This is a genomic window from Gordonia sp. SL306 (assembly GCF_026625785.1).
GTDB lineage: Bacteria > Actinomycetota > Actinomycetes > Mycobacteriales > Mycobacteriaceae > Gordonia.
The window spans coordinates 2,609,573-2,625,564 of the sequence record NZ_CP113063.1 but is presented as its reverse complement, the minus strand read 5'-3'; the positions used below and the strand labels follow the sequence as shown (position 1 = coordinate 2,625,564).

At 66.7% G+C, this 15,992-nt stretch carries 12 protein-coding genes and 1 pseudogene; all 13 read left to right on the top strand.

All coding sequences use genetic code 11. The features are described 5' to 3' along the window. Nucleotides 1-35 precede the first annotated feature (35 nt). The 13 genes and pseudogenes from OVA31_RS11975 (at nucleotide 36) to nuoN (ending at nucleotide 15,850) form a co-directional block, all read left to right on the top strand. Nucleotides 36-449 (top strand): NADH-quinone oxidoreductase subunit A, encoded by a 414-nt coding sequence (locus tag OVA31_RS11975; RefSeq protein WP_267631290.1) that lies wholly within the window; start codon nucleotides 36-38, stop codon nucleotides 447-449. 70 nt (nucleotides 450-519) lie between these two features. Further along, the gene (locus tag OVA31_RS11970; protein WP_267631289.1) at nucleotides 520-1,074 is read left to right on the top strand and encodes a NuoB/complex I 20 kDa subunit family protein; all 555 of its coding nucleotides are present in this window, start codon (nucleotides 520-522) and stop codon (nucleotides 1,072-1,074) included. Then, nucleotides 1,071-1,814 carry an NADH-quinone oxidoreductase subunit C gene (locus OVA31_RS11965; protein WP_267631288.1) on the top strand — a complete coding sequence of 248 codons (744 nt, stop codon included), beginning with the start codon at nucleotides 1,071-1,073 and terminating at the stop codon, nucleotides 1,812-1,814. Before OVA31_RS11970 ends, OVA31_RS11965 begins: the two co-directional genes overlap by 4 nt. Next, nucleotides 1,814-3,169, top strand: a complete 1,356-nt coding sequence (gene nuoD / locus OVA31_RS11960) for an NADH dehydrogenase (quinone) subunit D (protein WP_267631287.1) — start codon at nucleotides 1,814-1,816, stop codon at nucleotides 3,167-3,169. Before OVA31_RS11965 ends, nuoD begins: the two co-directional genes overlap by 1 nt. Then, nucleotides 3,166-5,189: pseudogene (gene nuoF / locus OVA31_RS11955) on the top strand (NADH-quinone oxidoreductase subunit NuoF). Before nuoD ends, nuoF begins: the two are co-directional and overlap by 4 nt. Further along, nucleotides 5,186-7,606 (top strand): NADH-quinone oxidoreductase subunit G, encoded by a 2,421-nt coding sequence (locus OVA31_RS11950; protein WP_267631286.1) that lies wholly within the window; start codon nucleotides 5,186-5,188, stop codon nucleotides 7,604-7,606. Before nuoF ends, OVA31_RS11950 begins: the two are co-directional and overlap by 4 nt. Next, nucleotides 7,603-8,973, top strand: coding sequence for an NADH-quinone oxidoreductase subunit NuoH (gene nuoH / locus OVA31_RS11945; RefSeq protein ID WP_267631285.1), 1,371 nt, complete (start codon nucleotides 7,603-7,605; stop codon nucleotides 8,971-8,973). The genes OVA31_RS11950 and nuoH overlap by 4 nt, the downstream gene beginning before the upstream one ends. Continuing rightward, nucleotides 8,966-9,502 carry an NADH-quinone oxidoreductase subunit NuoI gene (gene nuoI / locus OVA31_RS11940; protein WP_267631284.1) on the top strand — a complete coding sequence of 179 codons (537 nt, stop codon included), beginning with the start codon at nucleotides 8,966-8,968 and terminating at the stop codon, nucleotides 9,500-9,502. Before nuoH ends, nuoI begins: the two co-directional genes overlap by 8 nt. After that, nucleotides 9,499-10,344: an NADH-quinone oxidoreductase subunit J gene (locus tag OVA31_RS11935; RefSeq protein WP_420714177.1), complete on the top strand. Its 846-nt coding sequence runs from the start codon at nucleotides 9,499-9,501 to the stop codon at nucleotides 10,342-10,344. The genes nuoI and OVA31_RS11935 overlap by 4 nt, the downstream gene beginning before the upstream one ends. Further along, nucleotides 10,341-10,640: an NADH-quinone oxidoreductase subunit NuoK gene (gene nuoK, locus OVA31_RS11930; RefSeq protein ID WP_267631283.1), complete on the top strand. Its 300-nt coding sequence runs from the start codon at nucleotides 10,341-10,343 to the stop codon at nucleotides 10,638-10,640. Before OVA31_RS11935 ends, nuoK begins: the two co-directional genes overlap by 4 nt. A gap of 10 nt (nucleotides 10,641-10,650) precedes the next feature. Next, entirely contained in the window at nucleotides 10,651-12,549 is a 1,899-nt protein-coding gene (gene nuoL, locus OVA31_RS11925; protein WP_267631282.1) for an NADH-quinone oxidoreductase subunit L, read from the top strand. Between the two features lie 2 nt (nucleotides 12,550-12,551). Then, nucleotides 12,552-14,177, top strand: coding sequence for an NADH-quinone oxidoreductase subunit M (locus OVA31_RS11920; RefSeq protein WP_267631281.1), 1,626 nt, complete (start codon nucleotides 12,552-12,554; stop codon nucleotides 14,175-14,177). Then, nucleotides 14,174-15,850: an NADH-quinone oxidoreductase subunit NuoN gene (gene nuoN, locus OVA31_RS11915; protein WP_267631280.1), complete on the top strand. Its 1,677-nt coding sequence runs from the start codon at nucleotides 14,174-14,176 to the stop codon at nucleotides 15,848-15,850. The genes OVA31_RS11920 and nuoN overlap by 4 nt, the downstream gene beginning before the upstream one ends. The last annotated feature ends 142 nt before the right edge of the window (nucleotides 15,851-15,992 follow it).

Below are 15,992 nucleotides of genomic sequence, written 5' to 3'. Positions count from 1 at the left end.
CACATCAGGCCGCAAATGTGGGGAGCAGCCACCCTATGAACGCCTACGTCCCGATCATGGTTCTCGGGGCAATTGCCATGGGATTTGCGGTGTTCTCGGTCGGCATCGCAATCCTGATCGGTCCGAAGCGGTACAACCGCGCCAAATTGGAACCGTACGAATGCGGCATCGAACCGCTCACCGAATCGCACAGTCTGGCCCCCGGCGGCGCGTCGGTGACCACCACGCCACGCATCACCGACCGCGTGGTCCAGCGCATCCCCGTGAAGTACTACCTCACGGCGATGCTCTTCATCATTTTCGACATCGAGATCGTCTTCCTCTATCCGTGGGCCGTCGCCTTCGACTCCCTCGGATGGTTCGGACTCGCCGCCATGGCCCTGTTCATCGTCAACGTGTCGGTGGCCTACGCCTACGAGTGGCGACGCGGAGGACTGACCTGGGAATGACCATGGCCGCTGCGTGCGCCCCGTCGGGCGCACGCAGCGACTGCCCGGCACACGCAAGGAGGTTCGCGACATGGGACTGGAGGAGAAACTGCCCAGCGGCTTCCTGCTGAGCACTGTCGAAGATCTGGCCGGGTTCATGCGCAAGGGATCGTTGTGGCCTGCCACCTTCGGCCTGGCCTGCTGCGCCATCGAGATGATGGCGACCACCTCCGGCCGCTACGACCTCGCACGATTCGGGATGGAGGCATTCCGGGCATCGCCGAGGCAGGCCGACCTGATGATCGTCGCCGGCCGCGTCAGCCAGAAGATGGCCCCGGTGCTGCGCCAGATCTACGACCAGATGGTCGAACCCAAATGGGTACTGGCCATGGGTGTTTGCGCGTCGTCGGGGGGCATGTTCAACAACTACGCGATCGTGCAGGGTGTCGACCACGTCGTCCCGGTCGACATCTACCTGCCCGGCTGTCCGCCCCGGCCCGAGATGCTCCTCAACGCGATCCTCAAACTGCATGAGCAGATCGCCGAGATGCCACTCGGGGTCAACCGCGAGCAGGCGATCTGGGCGGCCGAACAGGCCGCGCTGCAGGCGAAGCCGACCATCGAGATGAAGGGGCTGCTCCGATGAACACCGAACGGCCCGAGGACCCCGCCCCCGCGACCACCGGGACCGCAGGCGAGATGACGAGAGACGAGCAGACCGGACCCGAGCAGATCGGTGTACGCCGTGGCCTGTTCGGCGTGCAGGGCAGCGGTGACACCTCCGGATACGGCGGGCTGGTGCAGGCCGTCACCCTTCCGGGGAGTTCCGACCGCCCGTACGGCGGCTACTTCGACGACGTGGCAGACGAACTCGCCGCCGGATTGGACGAACTACCCGGAACCGACTACCGCCAGGCCATCGACAAAGTGGTGATCTTCCGCGACGAGATGACCCTGCACGTCCACCGAGATCATCTGCGGGCGGTGGCATTGACGGTCCGCAATCGCGACACGCTCCGTTTCGAATTGTGCTTGGGCGTCAATGGGGTTCACTACCCGGACGACCGCGACCGCGAACTCCACGCGGTGTACCCGCTGGCCTCGATCACTCACAATCGCCGCCTGCGGCTCGAGGTGTCGGTCGCCGATGCCGATCCGCACATACCGAGTCTGACCGACATCTACCCGACCAATGACTGGCACGAACGCGAGACCTACGACTTCTTCGGCATCGTCTTCGACGGTCACCGCTCCCTGACCCGAATCCAGATGCCCGACGACTGGCAGGGGCACCCGCAGCGAAAAGACTACCCACTCGGCGGGGTTCCCGTGGAGTACAAGGGGACCCGGATCGCACCGCCCGATCAACGGAGGTCCTACAACTGATGACCACCACCGACCACGGCAACACCGGCTCTCATCGTTCCGCGGATGTGCACCCAACGCAGACCTACACCGTCTCCGGCCAGGACTGGGACGAGATCGTCACAGCGGTGCGGGAACGGGCCGCCGAGCAACCCGGTGACGAGCGCATCGTGGTCAACATGGGTCCGCAGCACCCCTCAACCCACGGCGTGCTACGACTGATCCTGGAGATCGAGGGCGAGACCGTCACCGAAGCCCGCTGCGGAATCGGCTACCTGCACACCGGGATCGAGAAGAACCTGGAGTACCGCAACTGGACGCAGGGCGTCACCTTCGTCACGCGGATGGATTATCTCGCGCCGTTCTTCAACGAGACCGCCTACTGTCTCGGCGTCGAACGCCTGCTCGGCATCACCGACGATGTCCCGGAGCGCGCGAGCGTGATCCGCGTGATGCTGATGGAACTCAACCGCATCTCATCGCATCTGGTCGCGTTGGCAACCGGCGGAATGGAACTCGGGGCGGTGACGGCGATGTTCCTCGGATTCCGCGAACGGGAGATGATCCTCGACGTCTTCGAGCACATCACCGGGTTGCGGATGAACCACGCCTACATCCGGCCGGGCGGGGTGTCACAGGATCTCCCCGACGACGCGGCCGACAAGGTCGCCGCGCTGCTCGACGTCCTGCCCTCGAGACTGGGCGAACTCGAGGACCTGCTCAACGAGAACTACATCTGGAAGGCCCGCACCCAGAGCGTCGGCTACCTCGACCTCACCGGATGCATGGCGCTCGGCATCACCGGCCCGGTGCTCCGGTCCACCGGACTGCCGCACGACCTGCGAAAATCCCAACCCTACTGCGGCTACGAACATTACGAGTTCGATGTCATCACCGACACCACCTGCGACTCCTACGGTCGCTACCTGATCCGGGTCAAGGAGATGCAGGAGTCGGTGAAGATCGTCCGGCAATGCCTCGACCGCCTGCGCCCCGGTCCGGTGATGGTGTCCGACCGGAAGCTCGCCTGGCCGGCCGACCTCGCCCTCGGACCCGACGGCCTCGGCAACTCGCCCGAACACATCGCGAAGATCATGGGCACCTCCATGGAAGCCCTCATCCACCACTTCAAGCTGGTGACCGAGGGGATGCGGGTGCCCGCCGGGCAGTGCTACGTCGCGGTCGAATCCCCACGCGGCGAACTGGGGGTCCACATGGTGAGCGACGGCGGCACACGACCGTACCGGGTGCACTACCGGGATCCGTCGTTCACGAATCTGCAGGCGGTGGCGGCGATGTGCGAGGGCGGCATGGTCGCCGACGTGATCACCGCCGTCGCCAGCATCGACCCGGTGATGGGAGGGGTTGACCGATGACCGACCCGGTGTTCGTGGACCTGACGGCGCCACCCGCGGAGGGCGTTCCGGTGGAGATACCGGCACCGCACCCGACGATCCGCTTCGGCGGCCCCGCCGACTACCCCGACGAAGTGGCCGAACGACTCTCGGCCGACGCCGCAGGCATCATCGCCCGCTACCCCCGGTCCCGTTCGGCCCTGCTACCCCTGCTGCACCTGGTGCAATCCGAGGACGGCCAGATCACCCGGGCCGGCGTGACCTTCTGCGCAGACCAACTGGAACTGACCACGGCCGAGGTGTCCGCGGTCGCCACCTTCTATTCGATGTACCGCCGCTCGCCGACCGGCGAGTATCTCGTCGGCGTCTGCACCAACACGCTGTGCGCGATCATGGGCGGTGACGAGATCCTCGCCGCGCTCCGGGACCACCTCGGCATCGACGCGGGCGAGACGTCGGCCGACGGGCGCATCACCCTCGAACACGTCGAATGCAACGCCGCATGCGATTTCGCCCCGGTCGTGATGGTCAACTGGGAGTTCTTCGACAACCAGACCCCGACCAGCAGCGTGGAACTCGTCGAGGATCTCCGCGCAGGCGTCCCCCTCACCCCGGCCCGCGGGACCGGCACCGTGTGCACGTTCCGGCAGACCGCCCGGCTGCTCGCCGGCCTTCCCGAGACGGAGGACAGGGTATGACCGACCCCGCGGAGACCCCCGTACTCAGCCGATTCTGGTCCGAGCCGGAGTCCTGGACATTGCGGAACTACGAATCGCACAACGGCTACGCAGCGCTGCGGTCCGCGCTCACGACCCCGCCGGACGAGATCATCGCGTTGGTCAAGGCATCCGGGCTCCGCGGCCGCGGCGGCGCAGGATTCCCGGTCGGCATGAAATGGTCGTTCATCCCGCAACAGGACCCCGACGCGCCCGCAGATCCGGCGGCACCACCGCACTACCTGGTGGTCAACGCAGATGAGTCCGAGCCGGGTACCTGCAAGGACATCCCGTTGATCCTCGCTTCCCCGCACTCCCTGATCGAAGGTGCGATCATCGCCGCCTACGCGATCCGCGCCGAGCACGCCTTCATCTATCTGCGCGGTGAGGTCGCCTCGGTGCTGCGGCGGCTGCGCGACGCCGTCGACGAGGCCAGGGCGGCAGGCTATCTCGGCACCGACATCCTGGGGTCCGGTTTCGATCTCGATCTCGTGGTCCACGCCGGTGCCGGTGCGTACATCTGTGGGGAGGAGACCGCGCTCCTGGACTCCCTGGAGGGCCGCCGCGGGCAGCCACGCCTGCGTCCCCCGTTCCCTGCCGTCGCGGGGCTGTACGCGAGTCCGACCGTGGTCAACAACGTCGAGTCCATCGCGAGTGTGCCGCCGATCATCCGCAACGGCGTCGACTGGTTCCGGGCGATGGGCACCGAGAAGTCGCCCGGCTTCACGCTGTACTCGCTGTCGGGCCACGTCGCGCGACCCGGTCAGTACGAGGCTCCGTTGGGAATCACGCTGCGGGAGTTGCTCGATCGGGCCGGCGGTGTGCGGTCCGGCCATCAGCTGAAGTTCTGGACACCCGGCGGGTCGTCGACACCCATCCTCACCGCCGAACACCTCGATGTGCCCCTCGACTACGAGGGGGTCGGCGAGGCCGGTTCGATGCTCGGCACCAAGGCCTTGCAGATCTTCGACGAGACGACGTGCGTGGTGCGCGCCGTGCTGCGGTGGACCGAGTTCTACGCGCACGAATCCTGCGGGAAATGCACACCCTGCCGGGAGGGCACCTACTGGCTGGTGCAGTTGTTGCGGCGTCTCGAGGCGGGCGACGGACGACCCGAGGACCTCGACACCCTCACCGACATCACCAATACCATCGTCGGAAAGTCGTTCTGCGCGTTGGGTGACGGTGCCGGCAGTCCGATCGTCTCCTCGCTCGAGTACTTCCGGGACGAATACCTGGCACATTTCGAGGGCGGCTGCCCGTTCGATCATCACCGGTCCACGCTGTTCGCCGAATCAGTATCCGCCGCAGGAGGTGCGCGATGACCGCCGTCGACGACTCCACCGCCACCGGGCAGAAAAAGCCCGACCTCGTGTCGGTGACCATCGACGGGATCGAGATCTCGGTGCCGCCGGGCACTCTGGTGATCCGGGCGGCCGAGATGATCGGGACACAGATTCCGCGGTTCTGCGACCACCCACTGCTCGATCCGGTGGGCGCCTGCCGCCAGTGTCTGGTCGAGGTCGAGGGACAACGCAAACCGCTGGCCTCGTGCACCACGGTGGTGACCGACGGGATGGTGGTCCACACCCAACGCAGCTCCGAGGTGGCCGAGAAGGCCCAGCGCGGCGTGATGGAACTCCTGCTGATCAATCATCCCCTCGACTGCCCGGTGTGCGACAAGGGTGGTGAATGTCCGCTGCAGAACCAGGCGATGTCGTCGGGGCGCGGGGATTCACGCTTCACCGGTGCGAAACGTACCTTCACCAAACCGGTGCCGTTGTCGTCGGAGGTGCTGCTAGACCGGGAGCGATGTGTCCTGTGCGCCCGGTGTACCCGCTTCTCCGAGCAGATCGCCGGTGACCCGCTCATCGGCTTCGGCGATCGTGGTGCACTGCAACAGGTCACGATCTATCAGGACGACCCGTTCGAGTCGTACTTCTCCGGCAACACGGTGCAGATCTGCCCGGTCGGCGCACTGACCAGCACCGCGTACCGCTTTCGCGCCCGTCCGTTCGACCTGGTGTCGTCGCCGAGCGTCTGCGAGCACTGTGCGAGCGGATGCGCACAACGTACCGACCACCGCCGCGGCAAGGTGTTGCGGCGCCTCGCCGGCGACGACCCCGACGTCAACCAGGAATGGAACTGCGACAAGGGCCGGTGGGCGTTCGCGTACGCCTCCGCCGACGACCGGCTGACCGGGCCGATGATCCGCAGGCCCGACGGCACCCTCGTGGAGGTGTCGTGGGCGCATGCCCTGCGGCATGCCGCCGAGGGACTCACCGCCGCACGTGGACGGACCGCGGTGCTGACCGGCGGCCGGCTGACCGCCGAGGACGCCTACGCGTATTCGCGTTTCGCCCGTACGGTTCTCGACACCAACGACATCGACTTCCGGGCCCGCGCCCACAGCGCCGAGGAGACCGACTTCCTCGCGACGCACATCGCGGCTCGGCCCGACGACGTGACCTACCGTGAGCTCGGCGTCGCCCCGGCGGTCTTGCTCGTCGCCTTCGAACCGGAAGAGGAATCGCCGATCGTCTTCCTCCGGATGCGGCGGGCAGTGCGCACCGCCCGCCAGCAGGTCACGGCTGTCGCCGCCTTGCGCAGCGCCGGGGTGGCGAAGTTGAACGGCACACTCGTGCCGACGGCGCCCGGAGACGAACCGGCCGTGCTCGATTCGGATGCCGCCGCTGACGCGGTCGCCGCCGAGGGGTCGGTCATCGTGGTCGGTGAACGGTTGGCCGCGGTCCCCGGCGGTCTCAGCGCCGCAGTCCGGCTCGCCCGACGCACCGGTGCACGCCTCGCCTGGATTCCGCGCCGCGCAGGCGAACGTGGCGCCGTCGAGGTGGGAGCGGCGCCGAACCTCCTGCCGGGCGGTCGCCCGGTGGCGGATCTGTCGGCGCGCACCGAACTCGCGATGGCCTGGCAGATCGCCGATCTGCCGAGCACCCCGGGGCGGGACACCGCCGCGATCCTCGACGCGACACTGCGTCAGGAGATCTCCGCGCTGGTGGTCGGCGGAGTGGAACTCGACGATCTTCCCGATCCGGCGTCGGCCACCGCCGCGCTGGCCGATGCCGACTTCGTGGTGAGCCTGGAGATGCGCCGCAGCGCGGTCACCGAATACGCGGATGTGGTGTTCCCCGTCGCCGCGGCAGCGGAGAAACCCGGCATGTTCGTCGACTGGGAAGGGCGCGCCCGTCCGTTCGCGACGGCGCTACCCGAGGTCGGGACCATTTCGGACCACCGGGTTCTCGACGCGCTCGCCAAGCAGATGGGGGTGACGCTGCACTGCGACGACACGACCGCCATTCGTGGTGACCTCGAACGCATCGGTGCGTGGCGCGGTGCGCGGACCGCGATGCCCGAGGTGGAACCGAGGTCCAACCGCCCGAGCAGCGGCACGGAGACCCGGCGCGCGGTGCTCGCCACCTGGCGGATGCTGCTCGACGCCGGCCGGATGCAGGACGGTGAACCACATCTCGCGGGCACGGCCCGGGCGCCCGTCGCCCGCATGTCCCCGACCACTGCGGCGGGTATCGGGGCCGGGGCGGGCACCGACGTCGAGGTGGGCACCGATCGCGGCGCGATCATCCTGCCCCTCGAGATCGTTCCCATGGCCGACGGCGTCGTCTGGGTGCCGATGAACGCACCAGGTGCGGGCGTGTACACGCACCTGCGGGCCGGGGCCGGTGACGTCGTGGCCATCGCACCGGCGGCGACGCGGGAGGTGCGATGACCTTCCCGACACTCGCCGACTTCGGCCATGATCCCTGGTGGCTGATCCTGATCAAGGCGGTGGCGGTCTTCGCGTTCCTGGTCGCCAATCCACTCGCCGCCATCCTGATCGAGCGAAAGATCATGGCGCGGATGCAGACCCGCATCGGACCCAACCGGGTCGGCCCGCACGGTCTGCTGCAGAGTCTGGCCGACGGCGTGAAGCTGGCGCTCAAAGAGGGCATCATCCCGTCGAGCGTCGACAAGCCGATCTACCTTCTCGCCCCGATCATCGCGGTGGTGCCGGCGATCATGGCGTTCGCGGTCATCCCGTTCGGTCCGATGGTGTCGGTGTTCGGGCACCAGACCCCGCTGCAACTCACCGACCTCCCGGTCGGTGTGCTCTACGTCCTCGCCATCACCTCGGTGGGCGTGTACGGCATCGTGCTGGCCGGGTGGTCGTCGGGCTCGACCTATCCGCTGCTCGGCGGGCTGCGCTCGACAGCCCAGGTGATCTCCTACGAGATCGCGATGGGGCTCACCTTCGCCGCGGTGTTCCTCGATGCGACCACCATGTCGACATCGGGCATCGTGGCTGCACAAGAACATCATTGGTATGTCCTGCTGCTGTTGCCGTCGTTCGTGATCTATGCCATCTCGATGGTCGGCGAGACCAATCGCGCACCCTTCGACCTGCCCGAGGCCGAGGGCGAACTCGTCGGCGGATTCCACACCGAGTACTCGTCGCTCAAGTTCGCCATGTTCATGCTCGCCGAGTACATCAACATGGTCACCGTCTCGGCACTCGCCACCACCCTGTTCCTCGGTGGCTGGCAGGCGCCCTGGCCGGTCAGCATGTTCGACTGGGCGAACTCCGGCTGGTGGCCGATCGTGTGGTTCACCATCAAGGTCTGGGTGTTCCTGTTCGTGTTCATCTGGCTGCGAACCAGTCTGCCCCGCCTGCGCTACGACCAGTTCATGAACCTGGGCTGGAAGGTCCTGATCCCGATCTCCCTGAGCTGGGTGATGGTGGTCGCCCTGATCCGCGCGGCGATCGGCAGTTCCTCCGACGACGACCTCGTCCGCTCGCTGGTCTCGGCGGGCGCCGGACTCGTGGTGACCGCCCTGATCGGCTACGCCATCTGGCGGCTGATGAAACTGCCTGCTGCGCCGGAGGTCTCAACACGCGGCTCCTCCGTCGCCGCTACTCCGCCGGATCGAGTAGCCGGCGCGCGAAGCGTGTCGGCGTATCGAGATCGACCAGCAGGGGAAACGTTCGACCCGATGGCAGGCGGATTCCCGGTGCCTCCGATGCCGGGTCAGGTACTTCCGGGCGGACCCGCCCACAGACCTCCATCCGACCCCGAGAAGGAGACGACCGATGCCTGAGTTCCTCAAACCGATGAGCGGTCTCGGGGTGACCTTCTCGTCGATGTTCTCCCCGACCATCACCGAGCAGTATCCCGAGGAGAAGACCCCCACGGCGCCGCGCTATCACGGGCGGCACCAGCTCAACCGGCATCCCGACGGATTGGAGAAGTGCATCGGCTGCGAGCTGTGCGCCTGGGCCTGCCCGGCCGACGCCATCTATGTCGAAGGTGCCGACAACACCGACGAGGAGCGGTATTCGCCCGGTGAGCGTTACGGGCGCGTCTACCAGATCAACTACCTGCGCTGCATCGGCTGCGGCCTGTGTATCGAGGCGTGCCCGACTCTCGCGCTCACGATGACCAACGACTACGAGATGGCCGACGACAACCGCGCCGACCTCATCTACGAGAAGGACCGCCTACTCGCGCCGCTCGAGCCCGGAGTGACCCCGGCACCCCACGACATGGCACCGGGTTCCACCGAGGAGAGCTACTACCGGGGCGAGGTGTCGAAGGACGGGCGACTGATCGCGAAGGACGAGTCGTGACAGCGACACTCGCCGCAGAGTTGGTTCGGACGTCGACATCGGTCCCGCTCGCTGCGCTCCCGGCGACCAGCACGGGCGAAGCCGTGCAGTTCTGGGTCCTCGGTGTGGTCGCGGTGGCCGGCGCGCTGGGCGTGGTGTTCGCGACCAAGGCGGTCTACTCGGCCATCTTCCTGGCCACCACCATGATCATCCTCGCGGTCTTCTACGTCGCGCAGGGCGCGCTGTTCCTCGGCGTCGTCCAAGTCGTCGTCTACACCGGTGCGGTGATGATGCTGTTCTTGTTCGTGCTGATGCTGATCGGTGTCGACTCGTCGGATTCCCTGGTGGAAACCCTTCGCGGACAGCGGATCGCCGCAGTGGTTCTCGGAATCGGTTTCGGTGTCCTGCTGATCGCGGCGATCGCGAACGCATCGCTGGCGGTGTTCGCAGGTGCGCCGACGGCGGCCGGGCCGAATGTCTCCGGCACCGGCTCCGACGGCAACATCGAGGCGATCGCGCGGCTGATCTTCGTCCAATATCTGTGGGCGTTCGAGCTGACCGGCGCTCTGCTGATCGCCGCCACCCTCGGCGCGATGGTCCTGGCGCATCGGGAACGGTTCGGGCCACGGCGAAGTCAGCGTGAGCTGTCGGAGGAGAGGTTCCGAAACGGCGTGGACATGACGCCGATGCCGAGTCCCGGCGTCTATGCCCGCCACAACGCGGTCGACGTCCCCGCACTGCTGCCCGACGGTACGCCGTCGGAGCTCTCGGTGAACGCGACTCTGCGTCCACGACCGGCGGCCGCGCCGCCGACGTCGGAGCCGGACGGCATCCGTCGAGCCCTCGGAAAGGCCGGCCGATGAATCCCGAGAACTACCTGTACCTCTCGGCGCTGCTGTTCACGATCGGCGCCGCCGGGGTGCTCCTGCGCCGCAACGCGATCGTGGTCTTCATGTGTATCGAGCTGATGCTCAACGCGGCGAACCTGGCCTTCGTGACCTTCGCCCGGATGCACGGTTCCTTCGACGGTCAGGTGATCGCGTTCTTCACGATGGTGGTCGCGGCGGCCGAGGTGGTGGTGGGACTGGCGATCATCATGACCATCTTCCGCTCCCGCAGGTCGGCTTCGGTCGACGGCACAGATCTGCTGAAACGGTAGGAGACCACCGGTGAGCACCGAATCGACCGCAGATCTCCTCTGGCTGGTACCAGCACTTCCGTTGATCGGCGCGGCGATCCTTCTGCTGGGTGCCCGTCGGACCGACAAGTGGGGTCATCTCCTCGGCACCGCTCTGGCTCTCGCATCCTTCGCGCTCGGACTGGCGATGTTCATCGGCATGCTCGGCCGGTCCGCCGATGACCGCGCCGTCCACCACATCCTGTTCTCCTGGGTGCCTGTGGGCGAGCTGCAGATCGACTTCGGGCTGCAACTCGACCAGTTGTCGATGTGCTTCGTCCTGCTGATCACGGGTGTCGGGTCCCTGATCCACATCTACTCGATCGGCTATATGGCCGACGACCCCGACCGTCGTCGATTCTTCGCCTATCTCAATCTCTTCCTGGCGGCCATGCTGATCCTGGTGCTCGCCGACAACTACCTCGGCCTGTACCTCGGATGGGAAGGCGTCGGCCTCGCCTCGTATCTGCTGATCGGCTTCTGGCAGTACAAGCCGACGGCGGCGACCGCCGCGAAGAAGGCGTTCGTGGTGAATCGGGTCGGCGACATCGGTCTGGCCGTCGCGCTGATGATCATGTTCGCCACCTTCGGGGCGGTCTCCTTCGAGACCGTGTTCGCCGGCGCCGACCAGGCAGGCCAGAGTGTGCTCACCGCACTGGGTTTCGTGTTGCTGCTCGCGGCGTGCGGCAAATCGGCGCAGGTGCCGCTGCAGTCATGGCTCGGCGACGCGATGGAGGGCCCGACCCCGGTGTCCGCGCTCATCCATGCCGCGACGATGGTGACCGCGGGCGTCTATCTGATCGCACGCTCTAACCCGATCTTCGATCTCGCACCGGCCGCACAGGTCGGGGTCACCGTCGTGGGCGCGGTCACCCTGTTGTTCGGCGCCATCATCGGCTGCGCGAAGGACGACATCAAGAAGGCACTGGCCGCATCGACGATGAGCCAGATCGGCTACATGATCCTGGCCACCGGATTGGGTCCCGCCGGTTACGCATTCGCGATCATGCACCTGCTCACCCACGGGTTCTTCAAGGCGGGACTGTTCCTCGGTGCCGGTTCGGTGATGCACGGGATGAACGACGAGACCGACATGCGACGCTTCGGAGGACTGCGCACGGTCATGCCGATCACGTTCGTCACCTTCGGCCTCGGCTACCTCGCCATCATCGGTGTGCCGCCGTTCGCCGGGTTCTTCTCCAAGGACCCGATCATCGAGGCCGCCTTTGCCTCCGGCGGCGCCGGGGGATGGCTTCTCGGCGGTGCCGCGCTGCTGGGCGCCGGGATCACCGCGTTCTACATGACGCGGGTCATGCTCTTGACATTCTTCGGTGAACGTCGCTGGCGTGAAGACGCTCACCCGCACGAGTCGTCGGGGTCGATGACCGCACCGATGATCCTCATCGCGATCGGTTCGGTGGTCTCCGGCGCACTGCTGGCGTGGGGGGATTCGCTGGTGCACTGGCTCGAACCCGTTGTCGGCGAGGAACATCACGAGCTGGCGGTGCCGACTTGGGTGGTCACGGTGACGATCCTGGCCGTCGTCGCGATCGGGATCGGCCTCGCGTGGCGGCAGTACGCCACGCGCCCGGTCCCCGAGGTCGCACCGGAGGACGTGTCCGCACTCACCGTGGCCGCGCGCCGCGACCTGTACGGCGACGCGGTCAACGAGAACCTGCTGATGCGGCCGGGACAAGAACTGACCCGGGAGCTCGTGCTCGTCGAGAATGATGGCGTGGACGGCCTCACCACCGGGATCGGTCGCACCGTCGGCGCATTGTCGCAGCGAATACGTGGCTGGCAGAACGGTTACGTCCGGTCATACGCGTTGTCGATGTTCGCCGGCGCAGTCCTGATCGTCGCGATGGTGATGGTGGTGAACGTCCTGTGAGCATGCCCTGGTTGACCATCTTGTGGCTGTTACCGGCGGTCGGGTCCGTTGCGGTGCTGGCGATCCCGAGTAGCCGGCCGGATGTTGCGAAGTGGCTCGGGCTGGGCATCTCCGTCGCTGCGCTGGCGGTCGCGCTGGGTCTGGCCACCGGCTTCGACACCACCGGCGCTCGCTACCAGTTCGTCGAGGATCACAGTTGGATTCCCGCCTTCGGCACCCGGTATGCCCTCGGCCTCGACGGCATCGGTCTGGTGCTGGTACTCCTCACCGCGGTGCTGCTCCCGCTGCTGATCCTGGCGGGCTGGAACGACGCCGATCACGCCGGTTCACTGGACCATTCGGCCGGGCGCCGCCAGAAGGGCCCGCACACCTATCTCGCGCTGACCCTGGCGGTCGAGGCGATGGTGCTGATGAGTTTCGTCGCCCTCGACATCCTGCTGTTCTACATCTTCTTCGAGGCGATGCTGATCCCGATGTACTTCCTGATCGGCGGCTTCGGTGCCGGCGCGGGCCGGTCCGCCGCAGCGGTGAAGTTCCTGCTGTACAACCTCTTCGGCGGGCTGATCATGCTGGCCGCGGTGATCGGGCTCTACGTGGTGACCGCGCGGTCGGGCCTCGGGGCCGACGGCGGCGGCACGTTCGACCTGCGGACGGTGGTCGATGCCGTGTCGTCGGGACAGCTCGACGCCGGGGGCGGCCTGCTGAAGCTCCTCTTCCTCGGTTTCATGTTCGCCTTCGCGGTCAAAGCACCACTGTGGCCTTTCCATTCGTGGCTGCCCGATGCCGCGGTTGCCGCCACCCCGACCAGCGCCGTACTGATGATGGCGGTGGTCGACAAGGTCGGCACCTTCGCGATGCTGCGCTATTGTCTGCAGCTATTCCCCGATGCCGCACGGTATTTCGCACCTCTGATCACGGCGCTCGCGGTCATCGGCATCGTGTACGGCGCGATCCTGGCGATCGGGCAGACCGATGTGATGCGGCTCATCGCCTATACCTCCATCTCCCACTTCGGATTCATCATCCTGGGCATCTTCGCACTCACCACGCAGGGGCAGACCGGCTCCACGCTGTACATGGTCAACCACGGGATCTCCACCGCCGCAATGTTTCTGATCGCCGGGTTCCTGGTGTCGCGCCGTGGCAGTCGGCTCATCGCCGACTACGGAGGGGTGCAGAAGATCGCCCCGATGCTGGCGGGAACGTTCCTCGTCGCCGGTCTCGCCACCCTATCCCTGCCCGGGCTCGCTCCGTTCATCAGCGAGTTCCTGGTCCTGATCGGCACATTCACCCGATATCCGGTCGCCGCGGTGGTGGCGACGAGCGCGCTGGTGCTGTCCGCGATCTATGTGTTGTGGCTGTACCAGCGGATGATGGGTGGTCCGGCACGACAGGTCGAGGGGCCGGGAGCGGCGACCCGGTCGATGCGTGACCTGCACGGCCGGGAACTCGTCGTGGTGACCCCGCTGATCGCGCTGCTGCTGGTGTTCGGGGTGTATCCGAAACCGTTGCTGGATCTGATCGATCCGGCGGTTTCGCACACGATGAGCACCATCCACGAACCGGATCCGCGTCCCACGGTGACTGCCCCGACGGATCGGGTACCGACGGAAGGGGTGCCGAAGTGACCTCCGAGTATCTCGCCGCCATCGATCCGCCCAGCATCGAGTACGGCCTGTTGTCGCCGATGCTGATCGTGTTCGGGGTGGCCGTCGTCGGTGTGCTGGTGGAGGCATTCGCGCCCCGCAGGTTCCGCTATCCCACCCAACTCACTCTCGCGCTCGGCGGTCTGGTGGCAGCGTTTGCCGCGCTGGTGGCCGTCGCCGTCGCGGAGGCACGGGACGGCGGCCACGGCCAGTTCGCGATGGCGGGCTCGGTCGTCATCGACCGGCCGACTCTTTTTCTGCAGGGCCTCCTGCTGCTCGTCTCGATCCTGGCCATCGCGTTCATGGCCGAACGACGACTCGAACGGGTCGTCGCGGCACCGGCGATCACGCTACGAGTGAGCGACGGACCCGGCGCCGCCGCCCAGGCGGCCCTGGACTCGGTCGACGCCGACATGTTCACACCGTCGGGCGCATCGGTCCCCAACACCGACGCCGAGTTCGAGGCGACCCGGGCCGGTGCCATCACCACCGAGGTCTTCCCCCTCACCTTGTTGGCCGTCGGCGGCATGATGCTGTTCCCCGCGTGCGGTGACCTGCTCACGATGTTCATCGCGCTGGAGGTCTTCTCGCTGCCGCTGTATCTGCTGTGCGGCCTCGCACGTCGTCGGCGATTGATCTCGCAGGAGGCTTCGCTCAAGTACTTTCTCCTCGGCGCGTTCTCGTCGGCCTTCTTCCTCTTCGGCGCCGCCTTCGCCTACGGTGCCACCGGGTCGCTGCAACTCGGGGCGATCGGCAGGGCCGTCGGCGCACCGGGCACCGACACCACGCTCCCGCTGATCGCCTTGGGACTGCTCTCGGTCGGCCTGTTGTTCAAGATCGGTGCCGTGCCGTTCCATTCGTGGATTCCCGATGTGTACCAAGGCGCGCCGACGACGGTCACCGCGTTCATGGCCGCGGCCACCAAGATCGCCGCCTTCGGCGCACTGCTCCGGGTGTTCTACGTCGGATTCCCCGACCTGAAAAACGATTGGGAACCGGCACTCTGGGCGGTCGCCATCGCCACGATGCTGGCCGGGGCGATGATGGCGGTCACGCAAACCGACGTCAAACGGATGCTCGCGTACTCGTCGATCACGCATGCCGGGTTCATCCTGCTGGGCCTCGTCGCCTTCGACGACGCGGGCCTCGCGGCGACGATGTTCTACCTGGCCGCGTATGCGTTCTCGACCTTCGGCGCCTTCGCGACGGTCGCGGTGGTACGCGAGCCGGATCGGGTGTCCGGACCGCATCTGTCGGGTCGGGAGGCCACCGAGATCGCCCAATGGGCGGGGCTGGGCAGAAGATATCCGCTTGTCGGCGCGATGTTCTCGATGTTCCTGCTCGCCTTTGCCGGCATCCCGCTGACGAGCGGCTTCATCGCGAAGTTCGACGTCTTCGCGGCGGCCGCCGGCGCCGGAGGCGGCGTGCTGGTCGTGATCGGCGTGATCAGCAGCGCGATCGCCGCCTACTTCTACATCCGGATCATCGTCGCGATGTTCTTCGCCGACGTGCCGGTCGACGCGCCGCATGTCGTGAAGCCGAGTGTGCTGACCACGTCGTCGATCGCGGTCTGCACCGTCGTGACCATCGTGCTGGGAATCTTCCCGCAGCCGCTGCTGGACTTGGCGCGGGACGCGGCGCAGTTCCTCGTGTGACCCGGTCGCCGCAGCGCACCCATCCTCTGTTCGCGGAAGCCACCTTCATGTGGAACCAAGGCGATGCGACCGGACCGAGGTATCTGGAGAGCGGAAGGGCTCACACACACGAAAACGGCCCCTCATCTGGTCAGATGAGGGG

Coding starts and splice junctions, on each gene's coding strand:
- OVA31_RS11975 (WP_267631290.1), top strand. CDS start 36: ATGAACGCCTACGTCCCGATCATGGTTCTCGGGGCAATTGCCATGGGA.
- OVA31_RS11970 (WP_267631289.1), top strand. CDS start 520: ATGGGACTGGAGGAGAAACTGCCCAGCGGCTTCCTGCTGAGCACTGTC.
- OVA31_RS11965 (WP_267631288.1), top strand. CDS start 1,071: ATGAACACCGAACGGCCCGAGGACCCCGCCCCCGCGACCACCGGGACC.
- nuoD (WP_267631287.1), top strand. CDS start 1,814: ATGACCACCACCGACCACGGCAACACCGGCTCTCATCGTTCCGCGGAT.
- OVA31_RS11950 (WP_267631286.1), top strand. CDS start 5,186: ATGACCGCCGTCGACGACTCCACCGCCACCGGGCAGAAAAAGCCCGAC.
- nuoH (WP_267631285.1), top strand. CDS start 7,603: ATGACCTTCCCGACACTCGCCGACTTCGGCCATGATCCCTGGTGGCTG.
- nuoI (WP_267631284.1), top strand. CDS start 8,966: ATGCCTGAGTTCCTCAAACCGATGAGCGGTCTCGGGGTGACCTTCTCG.
- nuoK (WP_267631283.1), top strand. CDS start 10,341: ATGAATCCCGAGAACTACCTGTACCTCTCGGCGCTGCTGTTCACGATC.
- OVA31_RS11920 (WP_267631281.1), top strand. CDS start 12,552: ATGCCCTGGTTGACCATCTTGTGGCTGTTACCGGCGGTCGGGTCCGTT.